Source organism: Methylophilus sp. 14, assembly GCF_015354345.1.
GTDB lineage: Bacteria > Pseudomonadota > Gammaproteobacteria > Burkholderiales > Methylophilaceae > Methylophilus.
The window spans coordinates 1-16,240 of sequence record NZ_JADKYS010000004.1; the positions used below are offsets into that span (position 1 = coordinate 1).

The 16,240-nt window shown below is 52.3% G+C and carries 17 protein-coding genes; 10 read left to right on the plus strand and 7 right to left on the minus strand.

Translation table 11 applies throughout. The annotated features are described in order from the left end of the window. Window positions 1-237 precede the first annotated feature (237 nt). Entirely contained in the window at window positions 238-1,449 is a 1,212-nt protein-coding gene (gene hemW / locus INP78_RS10850; RefSeq protein ID WP_194742227.1) for a radical SAM family heme chaperone HemW, read from the minus strand. A 203-nt stretch (window positions 1,450-1,652) separates the two neighbouring features. Between hemW and INP78_RS10855 the strand changes: the two genes are divergently transcribed. Beyond that, complete coding sequence (locus INP78_RS10855; RefSeq protein WP_194742228.1) at window positions 1,653-1,931, plus strand: hypothetical protein; 279 nt, start codon at window positions 1,653-1,655, stop codon at window positions 1,929-1,931. 4 nt (window positions 1,932-1,935) lie between these two features. Next, complete coding sequence (locus INP78_RS10860) at window positions 1,936-2,463, plus strand: DNA-binding protein (protein WP_228522833.1); 528 nt, start codon at window positions 1,936-1,938, stop codon at window positions 2,461-2,463. A gap of 16 nt (window positions 2,464-2,479) precedes the next feature. Here INP78_RS10860 and recQ read toward each other — a convergent pair whose 3' ends face one another. From recQ to INP78_RS10890, 6 genes are read right to left on the minus strand one after another with little or no spacing between them, the layout of a single operon-like run. Continuing rightward, window positions 2,480-4,306: a DNA helicase RecQ gene (gene recQ / locus INP78_RS10865; protein ID WP_194742229.1), complete on the minus strand. Its 1,827-nt coding sequence runs from the start codon at window positions 4,304-4,306 to the stop codon at window positions 2,480-2,482. 20 nt (window positions 4,307-4,326) lie between these two features. Continuing rightward, entirely contained in the window at window positions 4,327-4,542 is a 216-nt protein-coding gene (locus INP78_RS10870; protein WP_194742230.1) for a hypothetical protein, read from the minus strand. Next, the gene (gene rdgB, locus INP78_RS10875) at window positions 4,539-5,162 is read right to left on the minus strand and encodes an RdgB/HAM1 family non-canonical purine NTP pyrophosphatase (protein WP_194742231.1); all 624 of its coding nucleotides are present in this window, start codon (window positions 5,160-5,162) and stop codon (window positions 4,539-4,541) included. The genes INP78_RS10870 and rdgB overlap by 4 nt, the downstream gene beginning before the upstream one ends. A gap of 2 nt (window positions 5,163-5,164) precedes the next feature. After that, a complete protein-coding gene (gene rph, locus INP78_RS10880; protein ID WP_194742232.1) occupies window positions 5,165-5,887 on the minus strand; it encodes a ribonuclease PH in 723 nt (240 codons plus the stop codon). Between the two features lie 16 nt (window positions 5,888-5,903). Next, complete coding sequence (locus INP78_RS10885; protein WP_194742233.1) at window positions 5,904-6,821, minus strand: PP2C family serine/threonine-protein phosphatase; 918 nt, start codon at window positions 6,819-6,821, stop codon at window positions 5,904-5,906. Continuing rightward, window positions 6,818-7,753, minus strand: coding sequence for a serine/threonine-protein kinase (locus INP78_RS10890; protein WP_194742234.1), 936 nt, complete (start codon window positions 7,751-7,753; stop codon window positions 6,818-6,820). The genes INP78_RS10885 and INP78_RS10890 overlap by 4 nt, the downstream gene beginning before the upstream one ends. 169 nt (window positions 7,754-7,922) lie before the next feature. On the opposite strand from INP78_RS10890, the gene INP78_RS10895 reads away from it, so the two are divergent. The 8 genes from INP78_RS10895 to INP78_RS10930 all read left to right on the plus strand — a co-directional run bounded on the left by INP78_RS10895 (window position 7,923) and on the right by INP78_RS10930 (window position 16,225). Next, window positions 7,923-8,810, plus strand: a complete 888-nt coding sequence (locus INP78_RS10895; RefSeq protein ID WP_228522834.1) for a YicC/YloC family endoribonuclease — start codon at window positions 7,923-7,925, stop codon at window positions 8,808-8,810. 173 nt (window positions 8,811-8,983) lie between these two features. After that, the gene (locus tag INP78_RS10900) at window positions 8,984-10,477 is read left to right on the plus strand and encodes a circularly permuted type 2 ATP-grasp protein (RefSeq protein ID WP_194742235.1); all 1,494 of its coding nucleotides are present in this window, start codon (window positions 8,984-8,986) and stop codon (window positions 10,475-10,477) included. Next, window positions 10,471-11,415 (plus strand): alpha-E domain-containing protein, encoded by a 945-nt coding sequence (locus tag INP78_RS10905; protein ID WP_194742236.1) that lies wholly within the window; start codon window positions 10,471-10,473, stop codon window positions 11,413-11,415. The genes INP78_RS10900 and INP78_RS10905 overlap by 7 nt, the downstream gene beginning before the upstream one ends. A gap of 87 nt (window positions 11,416-11,502) precedes the next feature. Continuing rightward, window positions 11,503-12,339 (plus strand): transglutaminase family protein, encoded by an 837-nt coding sequence (locus INP78_RS10910; RefSeq protein WP_194742237.1) that lies wholly within the window; start codon window positions 11,503-11,505, stop codon window positions 12,337-12,339. A 53-nt stretch (window positions 12,340-12,392) separates the two neighbouring features. Then, a complete protein-coding gene (locus tag INP78_RS10915; RefSeq protein WP_194742238.1) occupies window positions 12,393-13,130 on the plus strand; it encodes a proteasome-type protease in 738 nt (245 codons plus the stop codon). Then, window positions 13,127-13,738 carry a guanylate kinase gene (gene gmk, locus INP78_RS10920; RefSeq protein WP_194742239.1) on the plus strand — a complete coding sequence of 204 codons (612 nt, stop codon included), beginning with the start codon at window positions 13,127-13,129 and terminating at the stop codon, window positions 13,736-13,738. The genes INP78_RS10915 and gmk overlap by 4 nt, the downstream gene beginning before the upstream one ends. A gap of 48 nt (window positions 13,739-13,786) precedes the next feature. Continuing rightward, entirely contained in the window at window positions 13,787-14,002 is a 216-nt protein-coding gene (rpoZ, locus tag INP78_RS10925; protein ID WP_194742240.1) for a DNA-directed RNA polymerase subunit omega, read from the plus strand. A gap of 6 nt (window positions 14,003-14,008) precedes the next feature. After that, window positions 14,009-16,225: a bifunctional (p)ppGpp synthetase/guanosine-3',5'-bis(diphosphate) 3'-pyrophosphohydrolase gene (locus tag INP78_RS10930; protein WP_228522835.1), complete on the plus strand. Its 2,217-nt coding sequence runs from the start codon at window positions 14,009-14,011 to the stop codon at window positions 16,223-16,225. The last annotated feature ends 15 nt before the right edge of the window (window positions 16,226-16,240 follow it).

Consider the following 16,240-nt stretch of genomic DNA (forward strand, 5'->3'; position numbering starts at 1 on the left):
GTGACCGCTTGTTTTGGTGAGCAACGCAGGAATCAAGCGGAAGCTAGGGTGCATTTCTTTTGGTTACTTATTCTTTGGGCAAGCAAAGAAAAGTAACTCGCTGAAAAAGCGAAAAGCAACCTAACAAACATCCTCAACCGCGTGGGCATTGATGCCCACCCTACGACTACCAATTAAAGAACAACCTTTTATTACAATCACACCACGCCAGAATGACAACAAAAGAAGAGCTCATCCCTATTCCGGCAAAAACATCCCCAATAACTCATTCAAAAACCGCTGCCCCTGCAACGTCGGCGTAATCACGCCACCCTGCTGCTGCAACAATCCCTTTTGTTGCGCTTCCAGCAACTGAGCCTGAATCGCGCGTAATGGCAAACCCGTACGTTGCTGAAACAACCCAGCCTCTACGCCATCCACCAACCGCAACGCATTCATCATAAACTCAAACGCCAAATCCTCACGGCCAATCTGCCACTCATTATCCACCGCCTGCCCCTGCGGCACCGCCTCCAGATAACGTTTAGGATGCTTATGCCGACTCTGGCGAATAATTTTGTCGTGAAAACTCAGTTTGGAGTGCGCACCAGCGCCTATGCCCAGATAATCCCCAAACGTCCAGTAATTCAGGTTGTGTTGGCATTGCTGACCAGGCTGGGCAAAGGCTGAGGTTTCATAGTGCTGATAGCCATGACTTGCGAGGATTTTCTCAATTTCTTCCTGCATGGTGGCGCTGGTATCGTCATCCGGTAAACTCGGTGGCGTGCGGTGAAATGGCGTATTAGGTTCCAGCGTCAGGTGGTAAAACGACAAGTGCGCCGGTTTGATCTGGCAGGCGGTTTCGGCATCTTTCAATGCATCTTCCAGGCTTTGTTCCGGCAAGGCATACATCACATCCAGATTCACCCGATCAAAGGTATTCAATGCCAATTCAGCTGCAGCCAATGCCTGTTCACGGTCATGAATACGTCCGAGAGATTTCAAATATTGCGGCTGGAAACTCTGGATGCCAAGCGACACGCGGTTCACACCCGCCTGGCGATAACCCTTAAAGTTAGCGATATCGACCGTGCCCGGATTCGCTTCCAGCGTTACTTCTGCACCATACTCCAGCGGCGTCAGCATGCGCACATGACTCAAAATCTTATCAATCGCTTCCGCTGAGAAAATGCTGGGCGTACCGCCACCAAAGAAAATACTACGTATCTTGCGCCCCCACACCAACGGCGTGGCTTGTTCGAGGTCGGCAATGAGCGCATCTACATAAGCTGCTTCCGGGATTTCTTGTCTTGCTTCATGCGAGTTAAAGTCGCAATACGGGCATTTGCGCACGCACCAGGGGATATGAATATACAGCGAAAGCGGCGGCGGATTGGTGAGGCCACTCAAGGTAATGTCGCCTTGCAAAGGCGCATATTTGAGACTGTTGGCTGGGTAGATTGGAATCATGGACGTTATTTTAGCGTGGAATGACTCCGGCTTTGATTTTCATCGTTACTATCGCCTCTGGATCGTAAGTTAGCCATGTTGCAATCCCCCATATGGATGAAAGCAAGATTATTGCTGATGTTTTAAGAAATCCCCAGTACCATATTAACTTATGTTAACAATATAATAGTTGTCGATTGACAACAAATACCGACGGGGATAATATGGCGATTAAGCATCCCAATAAAGAGATTAACGCGGCCATTGAATATGCCTTATCTGAGCAATGGAAAATCAAAGTGGGTGGTGGGCATTGTTGGGGAAAGATGTACTGCCCATTTAATGATGAAGAGTGTCGCTGTGGTGAGTTTTGTGTGACCAGTATTTGGAGCACACCCAGAAGCCCTGAAAATCATGCGAGAGCGTTACGTCGCGTTGTAGATAAATGCGTGGGAAAAATGGACGAGGACGTTACAAACACCATGCCCAAAGTTAAAAAATAGGTGAATGATGAAGGAATACGAGTTTATTTTGAAATATGCCCTAACCGATCAGAACGCAGACTCTTCCCAATATTTGGATGCGTTATTTGAAGCGGGCTGCGATGATGCAATGATAGGGACAGGTAAAACAGGATTCATTGCGCTTGAGTTTGTGCGAGAGGCGGCCAGTGCTGATGAGGCTGTGTTAAGTGCGATTGCAGATGTGAAAAAGGCGATTCCTGATGCTGAACTGATTGAGGTTTCGCCTGACTTGGTAACCCCGACTGAAATCGCCAGTGTGCTTGGTTGCTCTCGCCAGAATATTCAAAAAATTATCGCTAACCCCAAAAAACGTTTTCCTAATCCAATTCATCAAAGTTCTGCTGGTGGCATCTGGCATTTAGAACCGGTACTGCGCTGGTTTATGGAGGATGGCGTCTCTATTAATCAGAACTTGCTGGAGATTGCAGAAATCTCAATGACAGCCAATTTGATTCATCAAAGTCAAAAGGTGAATCCACGAATTCAGTCGAAATTTCGGGATATTATTTAACGGCAAATCATAGGTTTTAAGCCATTTCTTCGAGCACTTGCAAAAATGCATCCCCATATTTCTGCAATTTTACCTGTCCAATCCCGCTAATCTGGCCCATTTCATCTAACGTCTGCGGTTTGCGATTGTGGATTTCCAGCAAGGTACTGTCGTGAAAAATCACGTATGGCGGTACGCCCTGCTCTCTTGCTAGTTCCAAGCGTTTGGCTTTGAGTGCTTGCCAGAGCGGGTCATCATTGGCCCCTTCAAACGCTTCTTTGGCGCGGGCGCTACGTTCGGCTTTGCTCATGCGTTTTTCGGGTTCGGCATCGCGGCGTAGCCAGACTTCCTGCTCGCCCTTGAGCACGGGCCGTGCGGCTTCAGTCAGTTTTAAACCGCCATAGGCGGACATGTCGGCTTCTAGCATGCCTGCGGCAATGAGCTGGCGGTAGACGCCGCTCCACTGGTTTTGATTGAGGATTTTGCCGATGCCAAAGGTACTGACTTTGTCGTGATTAAAGCGCTCAACTTGCGGGGTGGATTTACCCATGAGCACGTCGATTAAATGACCGACGCCGAATCTTTGGCCGGTGCGAAATACGCACGACAGTGCCATTTGCGCGACTTGAGTGGCTTGCCAGGTTTCTACCGGGTGCAGGCAGTTATCGCATTGCTCACAGGCGCCGGGATGGCTTTCGCCGAAATAGCGTAAGATGGTTTGGTGGCGGCAAGCGGTAGATTCGCAATAACCGAGCAAGGCATCCAGTTTTAAACGTTCCAGGCGCTTGCGTTCTTCTGAGGCTTCGCCGCTGTCTAGCATTTGCCGCATGGAGACCACATCGCCCATGCCGTAGACCATCCAGGCATTGGCTTGCAGGCCATCACGCCCTGCTCTGCCGGTTTCCTGGTAATAGCCTTCCATACTTTTTGGCAGGTCGAGATGCGCGACAAAGCGCACGTTGGGTTTGTCTATGCCCATGCCGAAAGCGATGGTCGCCACCATGATAATGCCTTCTTCACGTAGAAAGCGGCGCTGGTGGTGCTCTCGCAATTGCGCAGGTAACCCGGCGTGATAAGGCAAAGCCGACCAGCCTTTTTCGACCAGCCAGGCGGCGGTTTCTTCGACCTTTTTGCGCGACAGGCAGTAAATAATACCGGCATCGTTTGAATGCTCGCGCTCTAAAAAGCTTGCCAATTGCTGGCGCGCATTATTTTTGATGCCGACGTGGTAGCGGATATTCGGCCGGTCAAAACTGGAGACAAACTGGGCGGCGTTTTCTAAATTAAGCTGACTAATTATCTCGGCACGCGTAGGTGCATCAGCCGTGGCAGTCAGCGCGATACGAGGCACATCGGGGAAGCGGTTATGCAGCACGGTGAGCTGGCGATATTCTGGCCTAAAATCGTGCCCCCATTGCGACACGCAATGCGCTTCGTCGATAGCAAACAGCGCCAGGCCAACATGCTGTTGCACTTCATCAAGCAGGCTTAAAAAGCTACCGACCATGAGCCTTTCAGGCGCAACGTAAAGCAGCTTGATTTCACCAGCAATCACCTGACGTGTGATGCGGCTGTTGTCTTCTGCACTTAAACTGGAATTTAAAAAAGCAGCATTGACGCCCAATTGTTGCAAGGCTTCAACCTGGTCTTGCATCAGCGCGATTAACGGCGAGACGACAATCGCCAAGCCTTCGCGTGCAAGAGCAGGAATCTGGTAGCACAGCGATTTGCCGCCGCCGGTGGGCATGAGCACCAGCGCATCTTGCCCGCTGATCACATGCTCAACGATGGCTTGTTGCTGGTGGCGGAACTGGTTGTAACCGAAGACGGTTTGGAGAATGGATTGCGGCGAAAGGCTTGCCATGCTTGAATAGCCCGGCAAATTTAAATTTTGTTGTAGGGATTAACCAGTGTATCGACGAGCGCATGCAGCGCAGCACGCATCTGTTCTTCGCTGACTTCCATCAGCAAGCCGTCTTCCATGGCATCCTGCGCAATTTGTTTGAGTTCATCAAAATTTTCGGCCATGACTTTGACCTTTTCGGTGCAGGACACCACCGAACCGTCATCGCGTACCCATTTTGGCCATTCGTTTTTCATACACTTACTCTTTCCAAGGCTTGCAGCAATTTTACCAAAGCCTGACCGCGATGGCTCATGCGGCTTTTCACTTCCAGCGGTAATTCGGCAACCGTTTTACGGCTTTCAAGGTCCATAAATAGCGGGTCATAGCCAAAGCCTTCACTGCCGCGAAACTCGCGCAGAATTTCCCCCAGCCAAAGGCCATCGACAATAATAGGCTGCGGGTCTTGCGGAGAACGCACCAGGACTAACACGCTGTAAAAATAGGCCCGGCGATCACTCTCACGCGCCATCACTGTGAGTAACTTATCGTTGTTTCGTTCATCTTGCGTGAGCAGGCTATTGGCCGGTTGCGGGCCAGCATAGCGCGCCGAAATCACCCCTGGTGCGCCTTGCAAAGCATTCACACACAAGCCGGAGTCATCTGCCAGCGCAGGCAAGCCGGTGTGCTGGCTGGCATGGCGTGCCTTGGCCAAGGCATTTTCAATAAAGGTGCCGTAGGGCTCTGGGCATTCCGGCACATTGAATTCAGATTGCGACACGATCTCGATATTCAGCGGCGCCAGCACATGCGCGATTTCGCGGATTTTGCCTTTATTGCCTGAGGCGATGACCAGCTTGTTGAATGGCAAAGCCATACTTATCCTTGTGCCAGTGCCTGTTGCTGCAATTTGGATAATTCCACAATGCCTTTAGCCGCCAGGTCCAGCATCTGGTTCATGGTGTCGCGACTAAATGGCTCGCCTTCGGCTGTGCCCTGAATCTCGACAAAACCGCCGTTACCGGTCATGACCACGTTCATGTCGGTATCGCAGTCAGAATCTTCGATGTAATCCAAATCCAAGACCGGTGTGCCTTGATAAACGCCCACAGAAATCGCGCCCACAGAGTCCTTGATCGGGGTTTCTGTCAGCAGGCCTTTTTGCAGCAAGGTAGACACGGCATCCACCATAGCCACATAAGCGCCAGTGATGCTGGCAGTGCGGGTGCCACCATCGGCCTGAATCACGTCACAGTCAAAATGGATGGTGCGTTCACCCAGCTTTTGCAGGTCAATCACAGCGCGCAGGCTGCGGCCGATCAAGCGCTGGATTTCTTGTGTACGGCCGCTTTGCTTGCCACGCGCCGCTTCACGGTCCATGCGGGAGCCGGTGGAGCGCGGCAACATGCCGTACTCAGCCGTCACCCAACCCTGGCCTTTGCCTTTTAAAAAGCCAGGCACTTTTTCTTCTACGCTGGCAGTGCAAATCACGTGTGTATCACCAAACTTCACCAGCACAGAGCCTTCGGCGTGCTTGGTGTAATGGCGGATAATTTCGATGGCGCGCAATTGGTCATTGGCACGCTGGCTGGGTCTGATCATGGTTTACAACTTTCTGCTATTTAATATGTTGCCGGGTCCTGCCCAGCGCTTCCTGTATTTCGGCAATCGCTTTTTCAATTTCGGCGTCAGTCAGGTCCAGCGCATATTGGCTGGGCGTTTCGGCGGCTTCGTTCATCATGGTGGTGGTGACGTCTACCGGCAAATCCAGCGTTGAGATCGTCAACGGGCTGATCACACGCTGCCCCCACTGCAAGGCAATGGCACTCATATTATCGCCGACGGTAATGCTGGCGGCATCGGCATCATCTAATAATCTGCTCACACCGTCGTTAATATCGGCTGCCAGCATATGCTGCGCCATACTCATGTCAGGCACCGCATTCCACACGCCATCCGAGCACAGCAAAATGACATCCCCTTCGCGCAGGGGGATAGGCACTGCCAAATCAACCTTGGGCGCACGCTCACCTCCCACGCAATTATAAATTTTATTGCGGTGCGGGTGATGATCTACCTCGTCAGCCGTAATTTTGCCTTCACGCAATAACGACTGCACCACCGAGTGATCTTCGGTCTGAAACTCTACCAGGCCGTTGCGGTAGAGATACGCGCGTGAATCGCCCACATGCGCACAAAACAGTTTGTTGTGTTGAATCAGCGCCACCACAATCGTCGTGCGCGGAGACTCCATCAGGCGCTTTTGCAAACGCACATTTTCAATCACCTCATGCGCCCGGGCAATTTGCTCGCGCAAAAACTGCGCAGGTTGGGTAATCATGGGCTGCGACTCACGCTGAAAGGCTTCTATCATGGTTTTCACCGCCACCTCGGCAGCCACATCGCCATGCTGATGGCCGCCCATGCCGTCTGCCAGCACCAAAAAAATGGCGTTTCTATGGTATGAATACGCCAGCCTGTCCTGATTGTATGGCCGCGGCCCCTGGCGGCTGCCTTGTGCAATGGTGAACTTCATAACGGTTTGTTCAGCACCTTGATGATTTTATCCACCAGCGAACCGCGCGGGTCTTCTACCACGCGGATGCCGATCATTTTTTTCTGTAATGAGAACACGCTTTGCGGCCGAGACAAATAATCCAGCTGCATGCATTCATCAATAATCGCCAGCAATTTCTCAGAGTATATCTGTTTACCGAGCTCAATCGCAGGCACCAGCGTATCATTTTTCAGGCGCAAATTGGCTGAGACGGGCGATGCGCGTTGCAAACAGGCATACATGCTGGCGCCTATGCTGTAAATATCACTCCATGGGCCCAGGTGTTTGCGGTCTATGTATTGCTCGGGCGGCGCAAACCCCGGCGTGTACGTCGGTGCCAATGTCACCTCAGACAAGGCCTGGCGCGCCGATCCGAAGTCCAGCAGCATGGGCGAACCATCGAGGCGGATATAAATATTGGCCGGTTTGATATCCAGGTGCAGCAGTTTGCGCGTATGCACCTCGCGCAAGCCATTGAGCAACTCGACAAACATGCGGATCAGGAAACTCTCAGGCACCGGCTGTGACAAGGCCATGATGTAATCTTGCAGCGACTTGCCGCGCTCATACTTCATCACCATGTAAACGGTATTGTTGGCGCGGAAGAAGTTTTTCACGCGCACAATGTTTTTGTGCTCAATATTGGCCAGCGCCAGGCCTTCTTCAAAAAAGCACTTCATGCCATGTTTGTAGGCGGCTTCATTTTTGCCGTTGGAACGAATATGCGTATGTTCATCACGTTCAGCCAGCGTCACCGGCATATATTCTTTAATGGCAACGGTGTTTTTTTGCGGATCTTGCGCCAGATAGACGAAACTAAACCCGCCCAGACTCAGCACCCGTGTAATGGTGTAGTCATGTAGCGCAGTGCCTACCGGCAAGGCAAAATCGAATTTATTAGAAAGCTTCACTAACGCTTTAACGTCACAATCATGGCTTTTTTAAGGGAAACCCTGCATTCAATCACTTGCCATACCACCACAAGCGCGGGTTTCTTTTATCTGAGTGCTATTTTCGCATATCGATAGCGCATTTGATACAATCGCCCAGTTTGCCCGGAGACGCAAGGTAGCTACGAAAATGACGACAAAAAAAACCAACAACCAACCTATTTTAAGCATGACCGGCTTTGCTGCAAGTGAAGCCCGTTTTCCTGGCGGCCTGCTGCTGATCGAACTGCGGGCAGTGAATCATCGCTACCTTGAGCTCAATGTCAAAATTGAAGACAGCCTGCGCCAGTTCGAAGCGCAAATTCGCGAACAATTACAGACAAGGCTCGGTCGCGGCAAAATCGAATGCCGCATGAGCCTCAAGAGTGACAACGCAGCCACGACACTGGCGCTCAACCCGGCCATGGTGGCGCAAATTGCACAAACGCTCAGCGAGCTGCAACAACATTTTCCGCAAGCGCAACCGATCAACCTGGTCGACGTGTTCAAACTGCCCGGCGTCTTGCAAACCGAAGCAGTGGATGCCGAAGCCATGGCACAAGGTGTACAAACCGGCCTGTCACGCGGCATTGATGAACTGATTGCTGCACGAGCACGTGAAGGCGAAAAACTCAAACAGGTATTACTCGACCGCCTGCAAGGCGTGCGTGAGCAAATCAGCATTGTGAAACCCCTGCTACCCACGCTGGTGAGCCAATACCAGGAAAAACTGACGGCCAAACTGCGCGAAGCCATGCAAGCCGATGACGACCGTGTGCGCCAGGAAATCGTACTCTACGCACAACGTATTGATGTAGACGAAGAGCTGGCACGCCTGCAATCTCATATCATTGAAATGGACCGCATCCTCAGTGCTGGGGGAGCTATGGGCAAAAAGCTGGACTTTTTAATGCAGGAAATGAACCGTGAAGCCAATACGCTGGGGTCAAAATCTGTCGCGATTGAAACCACGCAAGTCTCCATGCAGCTCAAAGTGCTGATCGAACAAATGCGCGAGCAGATCCAGAACATTGAATAAACACCTCTCACTGCACCAAAATCGTGACGCCAAAACGCACCGTAATGGTGCGTTTTGCATTTGTAGCAACAGCTAAAAACCAATAACAATATGATTTAAAACAGTATTCTTTGCTGGCACACGGCTTGCTCTAATTTAATTGAATTTTACAAGTCAGGCAAAGGTCCAGCATCATGACGCAATCGGCCAAACAGTTTTTCGATGAAATGCAGGGCTATGGGGGCAATGTCCGCGCGATTTACCAGGCGTATAACCGCTGGTTAAGCGATGTACCCACACAACAGCTGGCAGCCAAGCGTGCCGAAGCTGAAGTATTGTTTCGCCGCGTGGGCATTACATTTAACGTCTATGGCGAAGAAGATGGCGCCGAACGGTTGATTCCGTTTGACGTGATTCCACGCATGATTTCTGCCAGTGAGTGGGCACACCTGGCCAAAGGCGCCGTGCAACGCGTGCGCGCACTCAATATGTTTCTGCATGATATTTATCATGACCAGGAAATCATCAAGGCAGGCATCGTACCCAATAGCATTTTGAGTAATAGCCAGTACCGCCCCGAAATGGTCGGCGTGACTGTGCCTAACCAGGTCTATGCGCATGTGGCTGGGATTGACCTGGTGCGCACCAGCGAATCGCAGTTTTATGTGCTGGAAGATAATTTGCGCACGCCTTCCGGCGTCTCTTACATGCTGGAAGACCGCAAAATGATGATGCGGTTATTCCCGGATTTATTTAAAAAATATCCGATTGCACCGGTCGAGCATTATCCTCACGTGTTACTCAACAATTTGCGCTCGGTCGCGCAAACCGGTGTCACTGACCCGACCGTGGTCCTGCTTTCGCCGGGCGCTTATAACAGTGCCTACTTTGAACATGCCTTCCTCGCCCAGCAAATGGGCATCGAGCTGGTGGAAGGCCAAGATTTGTTTGTCCGTAATAACGCCGTCTACATGCGCACCACACAAGGCCCGCAAAGGGTGGATGTGATTTACCGCCGCATCGACGACGACTTCCTTGACCCTCTGGTGTTCAAGCCCGACTCCCTGTTGGGCGTGCCAGGTCTGCTCTCCGTCTACCGCAATGGTGGCGTCACGTTAGCTAACGCCGTAGGCACCGGCGTGGCTGATGACAAGGCGACGTATGTCTACGTGCCGGAGATGATTAAGTTCTATCTGGGTGAGTCTCCCATCCTGCAGAACGTGCCTACGTATCAACTCAGCAAGGAAGATGATCTGGCCTATGTGCTGGATCATCTGCCCGAGCTGGTCGTGAAGGAAGTACAAGGCTCCGGCGGCTACGGCATGCTGGTTGGCCCGACGGCCAGCAAGCAGGAGATTGAAGAATTCAGGCTACGCATCGTCTCCAAACCGGCCAATTACATCGCTCAGCCTACGCTGGCGCTGTCTACCTGCCCAACGTTGGTCGACCAGGGCATTGCACCACGTCATGTCGACCTGCGCCCGTTTGTGCTGTCAGGCAAAACCGTCAGTGTGGTGCCCGGTGGCCTTTCGCGCGTGGCGCTTAAGGAAGGCTCATTAGTGGTTAACTCCTCACAAGGCGGCGGCACCAAAGATACCTGGGTGCTGGAACGCGATGATGTCAGTGTAGAAACCCTGCAGTCGCAAATGGCTGCACAACATGCAACTCAAGAGGCCGTGATATGTTAAGTCGCACTGCAGATCATTTATATTGGATGGCACGTTATATTGAGCGCACCGAAAACGTGGCGCGCGTGCTGGATGTGACTTACAACATGTCGCTGCTGCCGTCAGACAGCAGCAATGAAGAAGAACTGTGGGACACCGTGCTGGAAATTGCCGGTATCCGCGATATTTATGACAAAACCTACAAAGAGCTCAATGCCGCCAATGTGATTAAACACCTGGTGATGGATAGCCATAACCCGTCCAGCATTTACAGCTCGTTGCGTAGCGCACGTGAAAACGCGCGGGCCGTGCGCGTGGCCATGACCACCGAAACATGGGAAAACATGAATACGCTGTGGCTGGAGTTTGGCCAATATATCAAGCAGGACCTGACGCAGACTGGCTTAAGCGAGTTTTGTGAATGGGTCAAAAGCCGCTCGCATTTGTTCCGCGGCGTGTGCTTTGGCACCATGTTGCGCGATGAAGCTTTCAGCTTTGTGCGCCTGGGCACGTTTATGGAACGCGCCGACAACACCGCACGCCTGCTCGATGTGAAATACGAGTTTTTAATCCCCATGCAGGAGGCCAATGACGGCGCGGTGGATTATTACGAATGGAGCGCGGTATTGCGCTCGGTATCGGCTTTCCAGGCCTACCAAAAGGTTTACCGCGATGCGATTGAGCCGATGAAAGTGTCTGAGTTACTCATTTTGCGTGAAGATATGCCACGTTCGCTGCATGCCTGCTATGCCGAAATCATGCCGATTTTGCGCCAGGTGGCCGGTAGCCGCCAAACCGAGGCCGAGCGCCTGGCCGGACAAATGCATGCAAAACTGCACTACGGCCGCATGCTGGATATCGTCAAAGATGGCGTACACCACTTTTTGGATGAATTCATTCTGGCCAACCGCAAACTGGGCGAAGAAATACAACGCAATTTTTTAAGTGCGACGGCCTAACGTTACAACAATAGATTGCCATGAACCCCCTCATGCGCAGACTGTTAAAAACAGCGCTGCGCTTTTTTACTTTAGTACACACAATGTATGTTGCTTAATATTGAACACCAGACGCACTATGCGTTTAGCGAAATGGTGCAGTACACCATACAGCAGTTACGCCTGACGCCGCGCACTGGTGACGGGCAACAGGTCAACCACTGGCAGATCAAGGTCAACGGGCAACTGACAGCGTTTGAAGATGCCTTTGGTAATTTGGCGCATACACTGGTCATAGACCAGCTGCATGATGAATTAACCATCACCGCCTGTGGTGAAGTAGAAACCGGAGTGGAAACTGCCGTGCCTGAGCAGGCACTCCCCTTAGACATTTACCTGCGCGATACACCGCTGACACAGGCCGATGCTGCCATGACCACGTTTGCGCAACAATTTGCAGGTGCGCCCCTGCTAGACATGATGCAGGCTTTGCGTGAACAGATGCAATATATCCAAGGTGCAACCCAGGTTGACACGCCTGCCGCCACCGCCTTCCGGCTCGGCAAAGGCGTTTGCCAGGATCACGCCCATGCATTTATTGGCTGCTGCCGCAGCCTGGGCTTGCCCGCACGCTATGTCAGCGGTTACCTGTTCACCGAAGACGGTCACCTGATGCAAACGCATGCCTGGGTGGATGTCTGGCAGGCGGACCATTGGCTGGGCCTAGACGTCTCTAACGGTATATTGACCAACGAAACGCATATCAGGCTGGCGACAGGCCTGGACTATCGCAGTGCCAGCCCGGTCACCGGCTCGCGCATGGGCGGTGGTAGTGAAGGCATGGCAAGCATGGTCAACGTGAACCAGCATGGTCGCCTGACAGACAAACAGCGTGCGCAATATCAACAGCAACTTCGGCAGCAAGTCCAGGCGGCGCAGCAGTAATCGCTGCGCATGCTATGATGATTTTTTAACCCCTCTTTTTCGCTCTTACGCTTATGACTTACTGTGTTGGTATTTTGCTGGAACAAGGCTTGGTGCTGGCGTCGGATACACGCACCAACGCCGGTGTCGATCAGGTGGCGATTGCCCCCAAAATGCATGTGTTTGAGGTGCCTGGCGAGCGCATGATCGTGCTGCTCACGGCAGGTAACCTGGCGATTACCCAATCGGTGGTTAACCTGTGCCGTGAACAACTCAAGTCCGCCGAGCCGCACGCCCATTTGCATAATGTGCAGTCGTTGTTTGAAGCCGCCAGTGTGGTTGGCGCCGCCATGCGAAGTGTGCATCAGCGCGATGGTAAAACCCTGAAAGAGCATGGCATTGATTTCAGCGCGAGTATTCTGGTCGCCGGGCAAATCAAAGGCGAAAAGCCGCGCCTGTTTAATGTCTATGCCGCCGGTAACTTTATTGAAGCCACCGCAGATACGCCTTATCTGCAAATCGGCGAGACCAAATATGGCAAACCGATTATCGACCGCGTGATCAAACATCAAACCAATGTCACAGATGCGGTAAAATGCGTGCTGATTTCATTTGACTCCACCATCCGCAGCAATATTTCTGTGGCTTTACCGATTGACTTGATGATATACCGCACTGACACCTTTAGCGCCGATTGCCGGCAACGCCTGACGGAAGATGATCCTTATTACGCCTGCATCCGCAAGGGTTGGGGCGAAGGCCTGAAATCCGTTTTTTCTTCACTGCCTAACCCGGAATGGTGTGCCTCATGAGCCATGGTCATTTATATGTGATTTCCGCTGCCTCTGGTGCTGGCAAAACCAGCCTGGTACGCGCCATGCTGGCGCAAGACCCGATTCTAAAACTGTCGGTATCGCACACCACTCGTACGCCGCGCCCGGGCGAAGAAGACGGCATCCACTACCATTTTGTCTCAGAAGCCGAGTTTTTGGGCATTCTGGATAACGGCGGCTTTCTCGAAAGCGCGCATGTGCACAGCGCCCGCTATGGCACAGCACAAAGCGAAGTGGAAAATGCACTGGCCTCCGGCCGCGATGTAATTCTTGAAATCGACTGGCAAGGCGCACAGCAGATACGCAAACTGTTCCCGCAAGTGACCTCCATCTTTATTTTGCCGCCCTCGATTGAAGCGCTGGCGCACCGCCTGAACAACCGTGGCCAGGACAGTGAAGCCGTGATTACGCAACGCCTGGCCGCCGCACGTGAGGAGATGCGTCACGTGCATGAGTTTGATTATGTTACAATTAATGATAATTTTGACGTGGCCTTGCAGGATCTGATGGCGATTGTTCGCGCCCAGCGCTTGCAGTTAAACCGCCAGGTTGCCTGCCACGCGTCATTGATTCAATCACTTACCTGACCCAGCGCGCCTGCTGCTGTGTGCAGGCTCATATATTAAGAGGTTTTTATGGCTCGTATTACTGTTGATGATTGCTTGGACAACATCTCTAACCGTTTTCAATTGACGTTGGTCGCCGCTTACCGCGCCAGACAATTGGCCAATGGCTCAGACCCATTAGTCAGCGGTTATTCACAAAAAGACAAGCCAACCGTGATTGCACTGCGTGAAATCGCCGCCGGTAAAGTAGGCGTAGAGCTGTTAGAGAAAAAGGGCCAAGCATAAACAGCTATGCCCCACACCCAAGGCGATTCTGCCCATCGCAAGTCCAGGTCTCCCCTGGAAGAAGTGGACTTGCTCCCTGCTGACCGTGAGGATTCCCCCCTTACCCAGCTGATCCGCAAGTATCTCAACGAAGAAGAAGTGCAACTGGTCTGGCAAGCGTATCGCTATGCCGAGCAGGCACATGCCGGTCAAACCCGCAAGACTGGCGAACCCTACATCACCCACCCGATTTCTGTGGCCTGCATCCTGGCCAAACTGCATCTCGATTTACCTACACTATTAGCCGCCTTGCTGCATGATGTAGTGGAAGATACCGAAGTCGACAGTGCGGCGATTGCCGAACGCTTTGGCAAACAGGTGGCTGACCTGGTGGACGGACTGACCAAGCTGGACAAGGTTGAGCTGCAAACCGCCACCCAGGCACAAGCCGAAAATTTCCGCAAAATGCTGCTGGCCATGAGCCAGGATGTGCGCGTGATTTTGGTCAAGCTGGCCGACCGCTTGCACAATATGCAAACGCTGGAGGCGATGCGCCCGGAAAAACAAAAACGCATCGCGCGCGAAACGCTGGAAATTTATGCGCCCATTGCCAACCGGCTGGGTCTGAACCCGATTTACCATGAGCTGGAAGACCTTAGCCTCAAGTATCTGTACCCCAATCGCCATCGTGTGATTGATAAGGCCATTCGCCTGGCGCGCGGCAACCGCAAAGAAGTCATCAGCAAAATCCAGGACGCCATTGAGACCCAGCTGACGCAATACCAGATTGAATATGATGTACAGGGCCGCGAAAAGCACTTGTATAGCATTTATAAGAAGATGTCCGAAAAATCGATGAAATTGTCGCAAATTGGCGACATTTATGGTTTTCGGGTCATTGTTAAAGACACGGCCGCCTGCTATCTGGCGCTTGGCGCATTGCATGCCTTGTATAAGCCGATTCCAGGCCGCTTTAAAGACTATATTGCTATCCCCAAAGCCAACGGTTACCAATCGCTGCATACCACGCTGTTCGGCCCCTTCGGTACGCCCATCGAAGTGCAAATCCGTAGCCAGGAGATGCACAACATTGCCGATGCTGGCGTGGCGGCGCACTGGCTATATAAAACCACCGATGCACACCTGACCAAATTGCAACAGCAAACGCACCAGTGGCTGCAACGCCTGGTTGAAATCCAGACGGAAAGTGACGACAGCCATGAGTTCCTGGAGAACTTTAAAGTCGACCTGTTCCCGGACGAAGTTTATGTGTTCACGCCTAAAGGCAACATCATGGCCTTGCCACGCGGCTCGACTGCGGTCGACTTTGCCTATGCCGTGCACTCCGATGTCGGCAACAGTTGCGTGGCGGTGAAAATCAATAATGAACTGGCCCCACTGCGCACCGAAATGCGCAACGGGGATCATGTCGAGATCATCACGGCGCCACTGGCGAAACCCAATCCGGCCTGGCTTAACTATGTGGTCACCGGCAAGGCGCGCTCGCATATCCGCCATTACCTCAAAACCGTGAAGGTAGAAGAGTCGGCACAGCTGGGCGAACGCATGCTAAATGTGGCTTTACGCGCCATGCATATCGAACCGGCAGAAATTACCGACAAGCAGTGGCAAAAAGTCATGAATGACTATGGCAGTAAAACCCGCCAGGCCATTTTGACTGATATCGGCCTCGGCAAACGCAATAGCCTGATGGTGGCGCACCAGTTGCTGGCGCATCCGGCAGATGCGGAAGAGAAGTCCGGCAAAGTGCTGGATACCATTACCATCCGCGGCTCAGAAGGCATGGCCGTGCAGTTTGCACCTTGCTGCCGCCCGATCCCTGGCGATCCTATTCTGGGCTTTATTAATAAAGATAAAGGCCTGGTCATTCATACCCACGATTGCCCGGCCATCCGCAAGTTCAGGCTGGATCCAGAAAAATGGCTGGATGTGGAATGGGATGCCGACCCGAAAAAACTGTTCAGCGTCAACCTGCGCATTACGGTGGTGGACGAGCGCGGCATGCTGGCCAAAATTGCGGCGACCATCTCCAATGCAGATGCCAACATTGATAATGTCAGCGTCGAATCCAGCGATGGCAGCCAGTACTCCAATGTGAACTTCACGGTGCAAGTGCATAACCGCGTGCACCTGGCGACCCTGATCCGCAACCTGCGCAAGATTCAGCAAATCGTGCGCATCAACCGGGTCAAAGGCAACCAGCTGGAACAACGTATCCAGTAAACCAGCGGTGATGCC

Excerpts from the sequence above, each read along its gene's own strand:
- rpoZ (WP_194742240.1), top strand. The coding sequence starts at position 13,787 with ATGGCTCGTATTACTGTTGATGATTGCTTGGACAACATCTCTAACCGT.
- INP78_RS10900 (WP_194742235.1), top strand. The coding sequence starts at position 8,984 with ATGACGCAATCGGCCAAACAGTTTTTCGATGAAATGCAGGGCTATGGG.
- gmk (WP_194742239.1), top strand. The coding sequence starts at position 13,127 with ATGAGCCATGGTCATTTATATGTGATTTCCGCTGCCTCTGGTGCTGGC.
- INP78_RS10860 (WP_228522833.1), top strand. The coding sequence starts at position 1,936 with ATGATGAAGGAATACGAGTTTATTTTGAAATATGCCCTAACCGATCAG.
- INP78_RS10910 (WP_194742237.1), top strand. The coding sequence starts at position 11,503 with ATGTTGCTTAATATTGAACACCAGACGCACTATGCGTTTAGCGAAATG.
- INP78_RS10885 (WP_194742233.1), bottom strand. The coding sequence starts at position 6,821 with ATGAAGTTCACCATTGCACAAGGCAGCCGCCAGGGGCCGCGGCCATAC.
- rdgB (WP_194742231.1), bottom strand. The coding sequence starts at position 5,162 with ATGGCTTTGCCATTCAACAAGCTGGTCATCGCCTCAGGCAATAAAGGC.
- rph (WP_194742232.1), bottom strand. The coding sequence starts at position 5,887 with ATGATCAGACCCAGCCAGCGTGCCAATGACCAATTGCGCGCCATCGAA.
- recQ (WP_194742229.1), bottom strand. The coding sequence starts at position 4,306 with ATGGCAAGCCTTTCGCCGCAATCCATTCTCCAAACCGTCTTCGGTTAC.
- hemW (WP_194742227.1), bottom strand. The coding sequence starts at position 1,449 with ATGATTCCAATCTACCCAGCCAACAGTCTCAAATATGCGCCTTTGCAA.
- INP78_RS10870 (WP_194742230.1), bottom strand. The coding sequence starts at position 4,542 with ATGAAAAACGAATGGCCAAAATGGGTACGCGATGACGGTTCGGTGGTG.
- INP78_RS10905 (WP_194742236.1), top strand. The coding sequence starts at position 10,471 with ATGTTAAGTCGCACTGCAGATCATTTATATTGGATGGCACGTTATATT.
- INP78_RS10915 (WP_194742238.1), top strand. The coding sequence starts at position 12,393 with ATGACTTACTGTGTTGGTATTTTGCTGGAACAAGGCTTGGTGCTGGCG.
- INP78_RS10895 (WP_228522834.1), top strand. The coding sequence starts at position 7,923 with ATGACGACAAAAAAAACCAACAACCAACCTATTTTAAGCATGACCGGC.
- INP78_RS10930 (WP_228522835.1), top strand. The coding sequence starts at position 14,009 with ATGCCCCACACCCAAGGCGATTCTGCCCATCGCAAGTCCAGGTCTCCC.
- INP78_RS10855 (WP_194742228.1), top strand. The coding sequence starts at position 1,653 with ATGGCGATTAAGCATCCCAATAAAGAGATTAACGCGGCCATTGAATAT.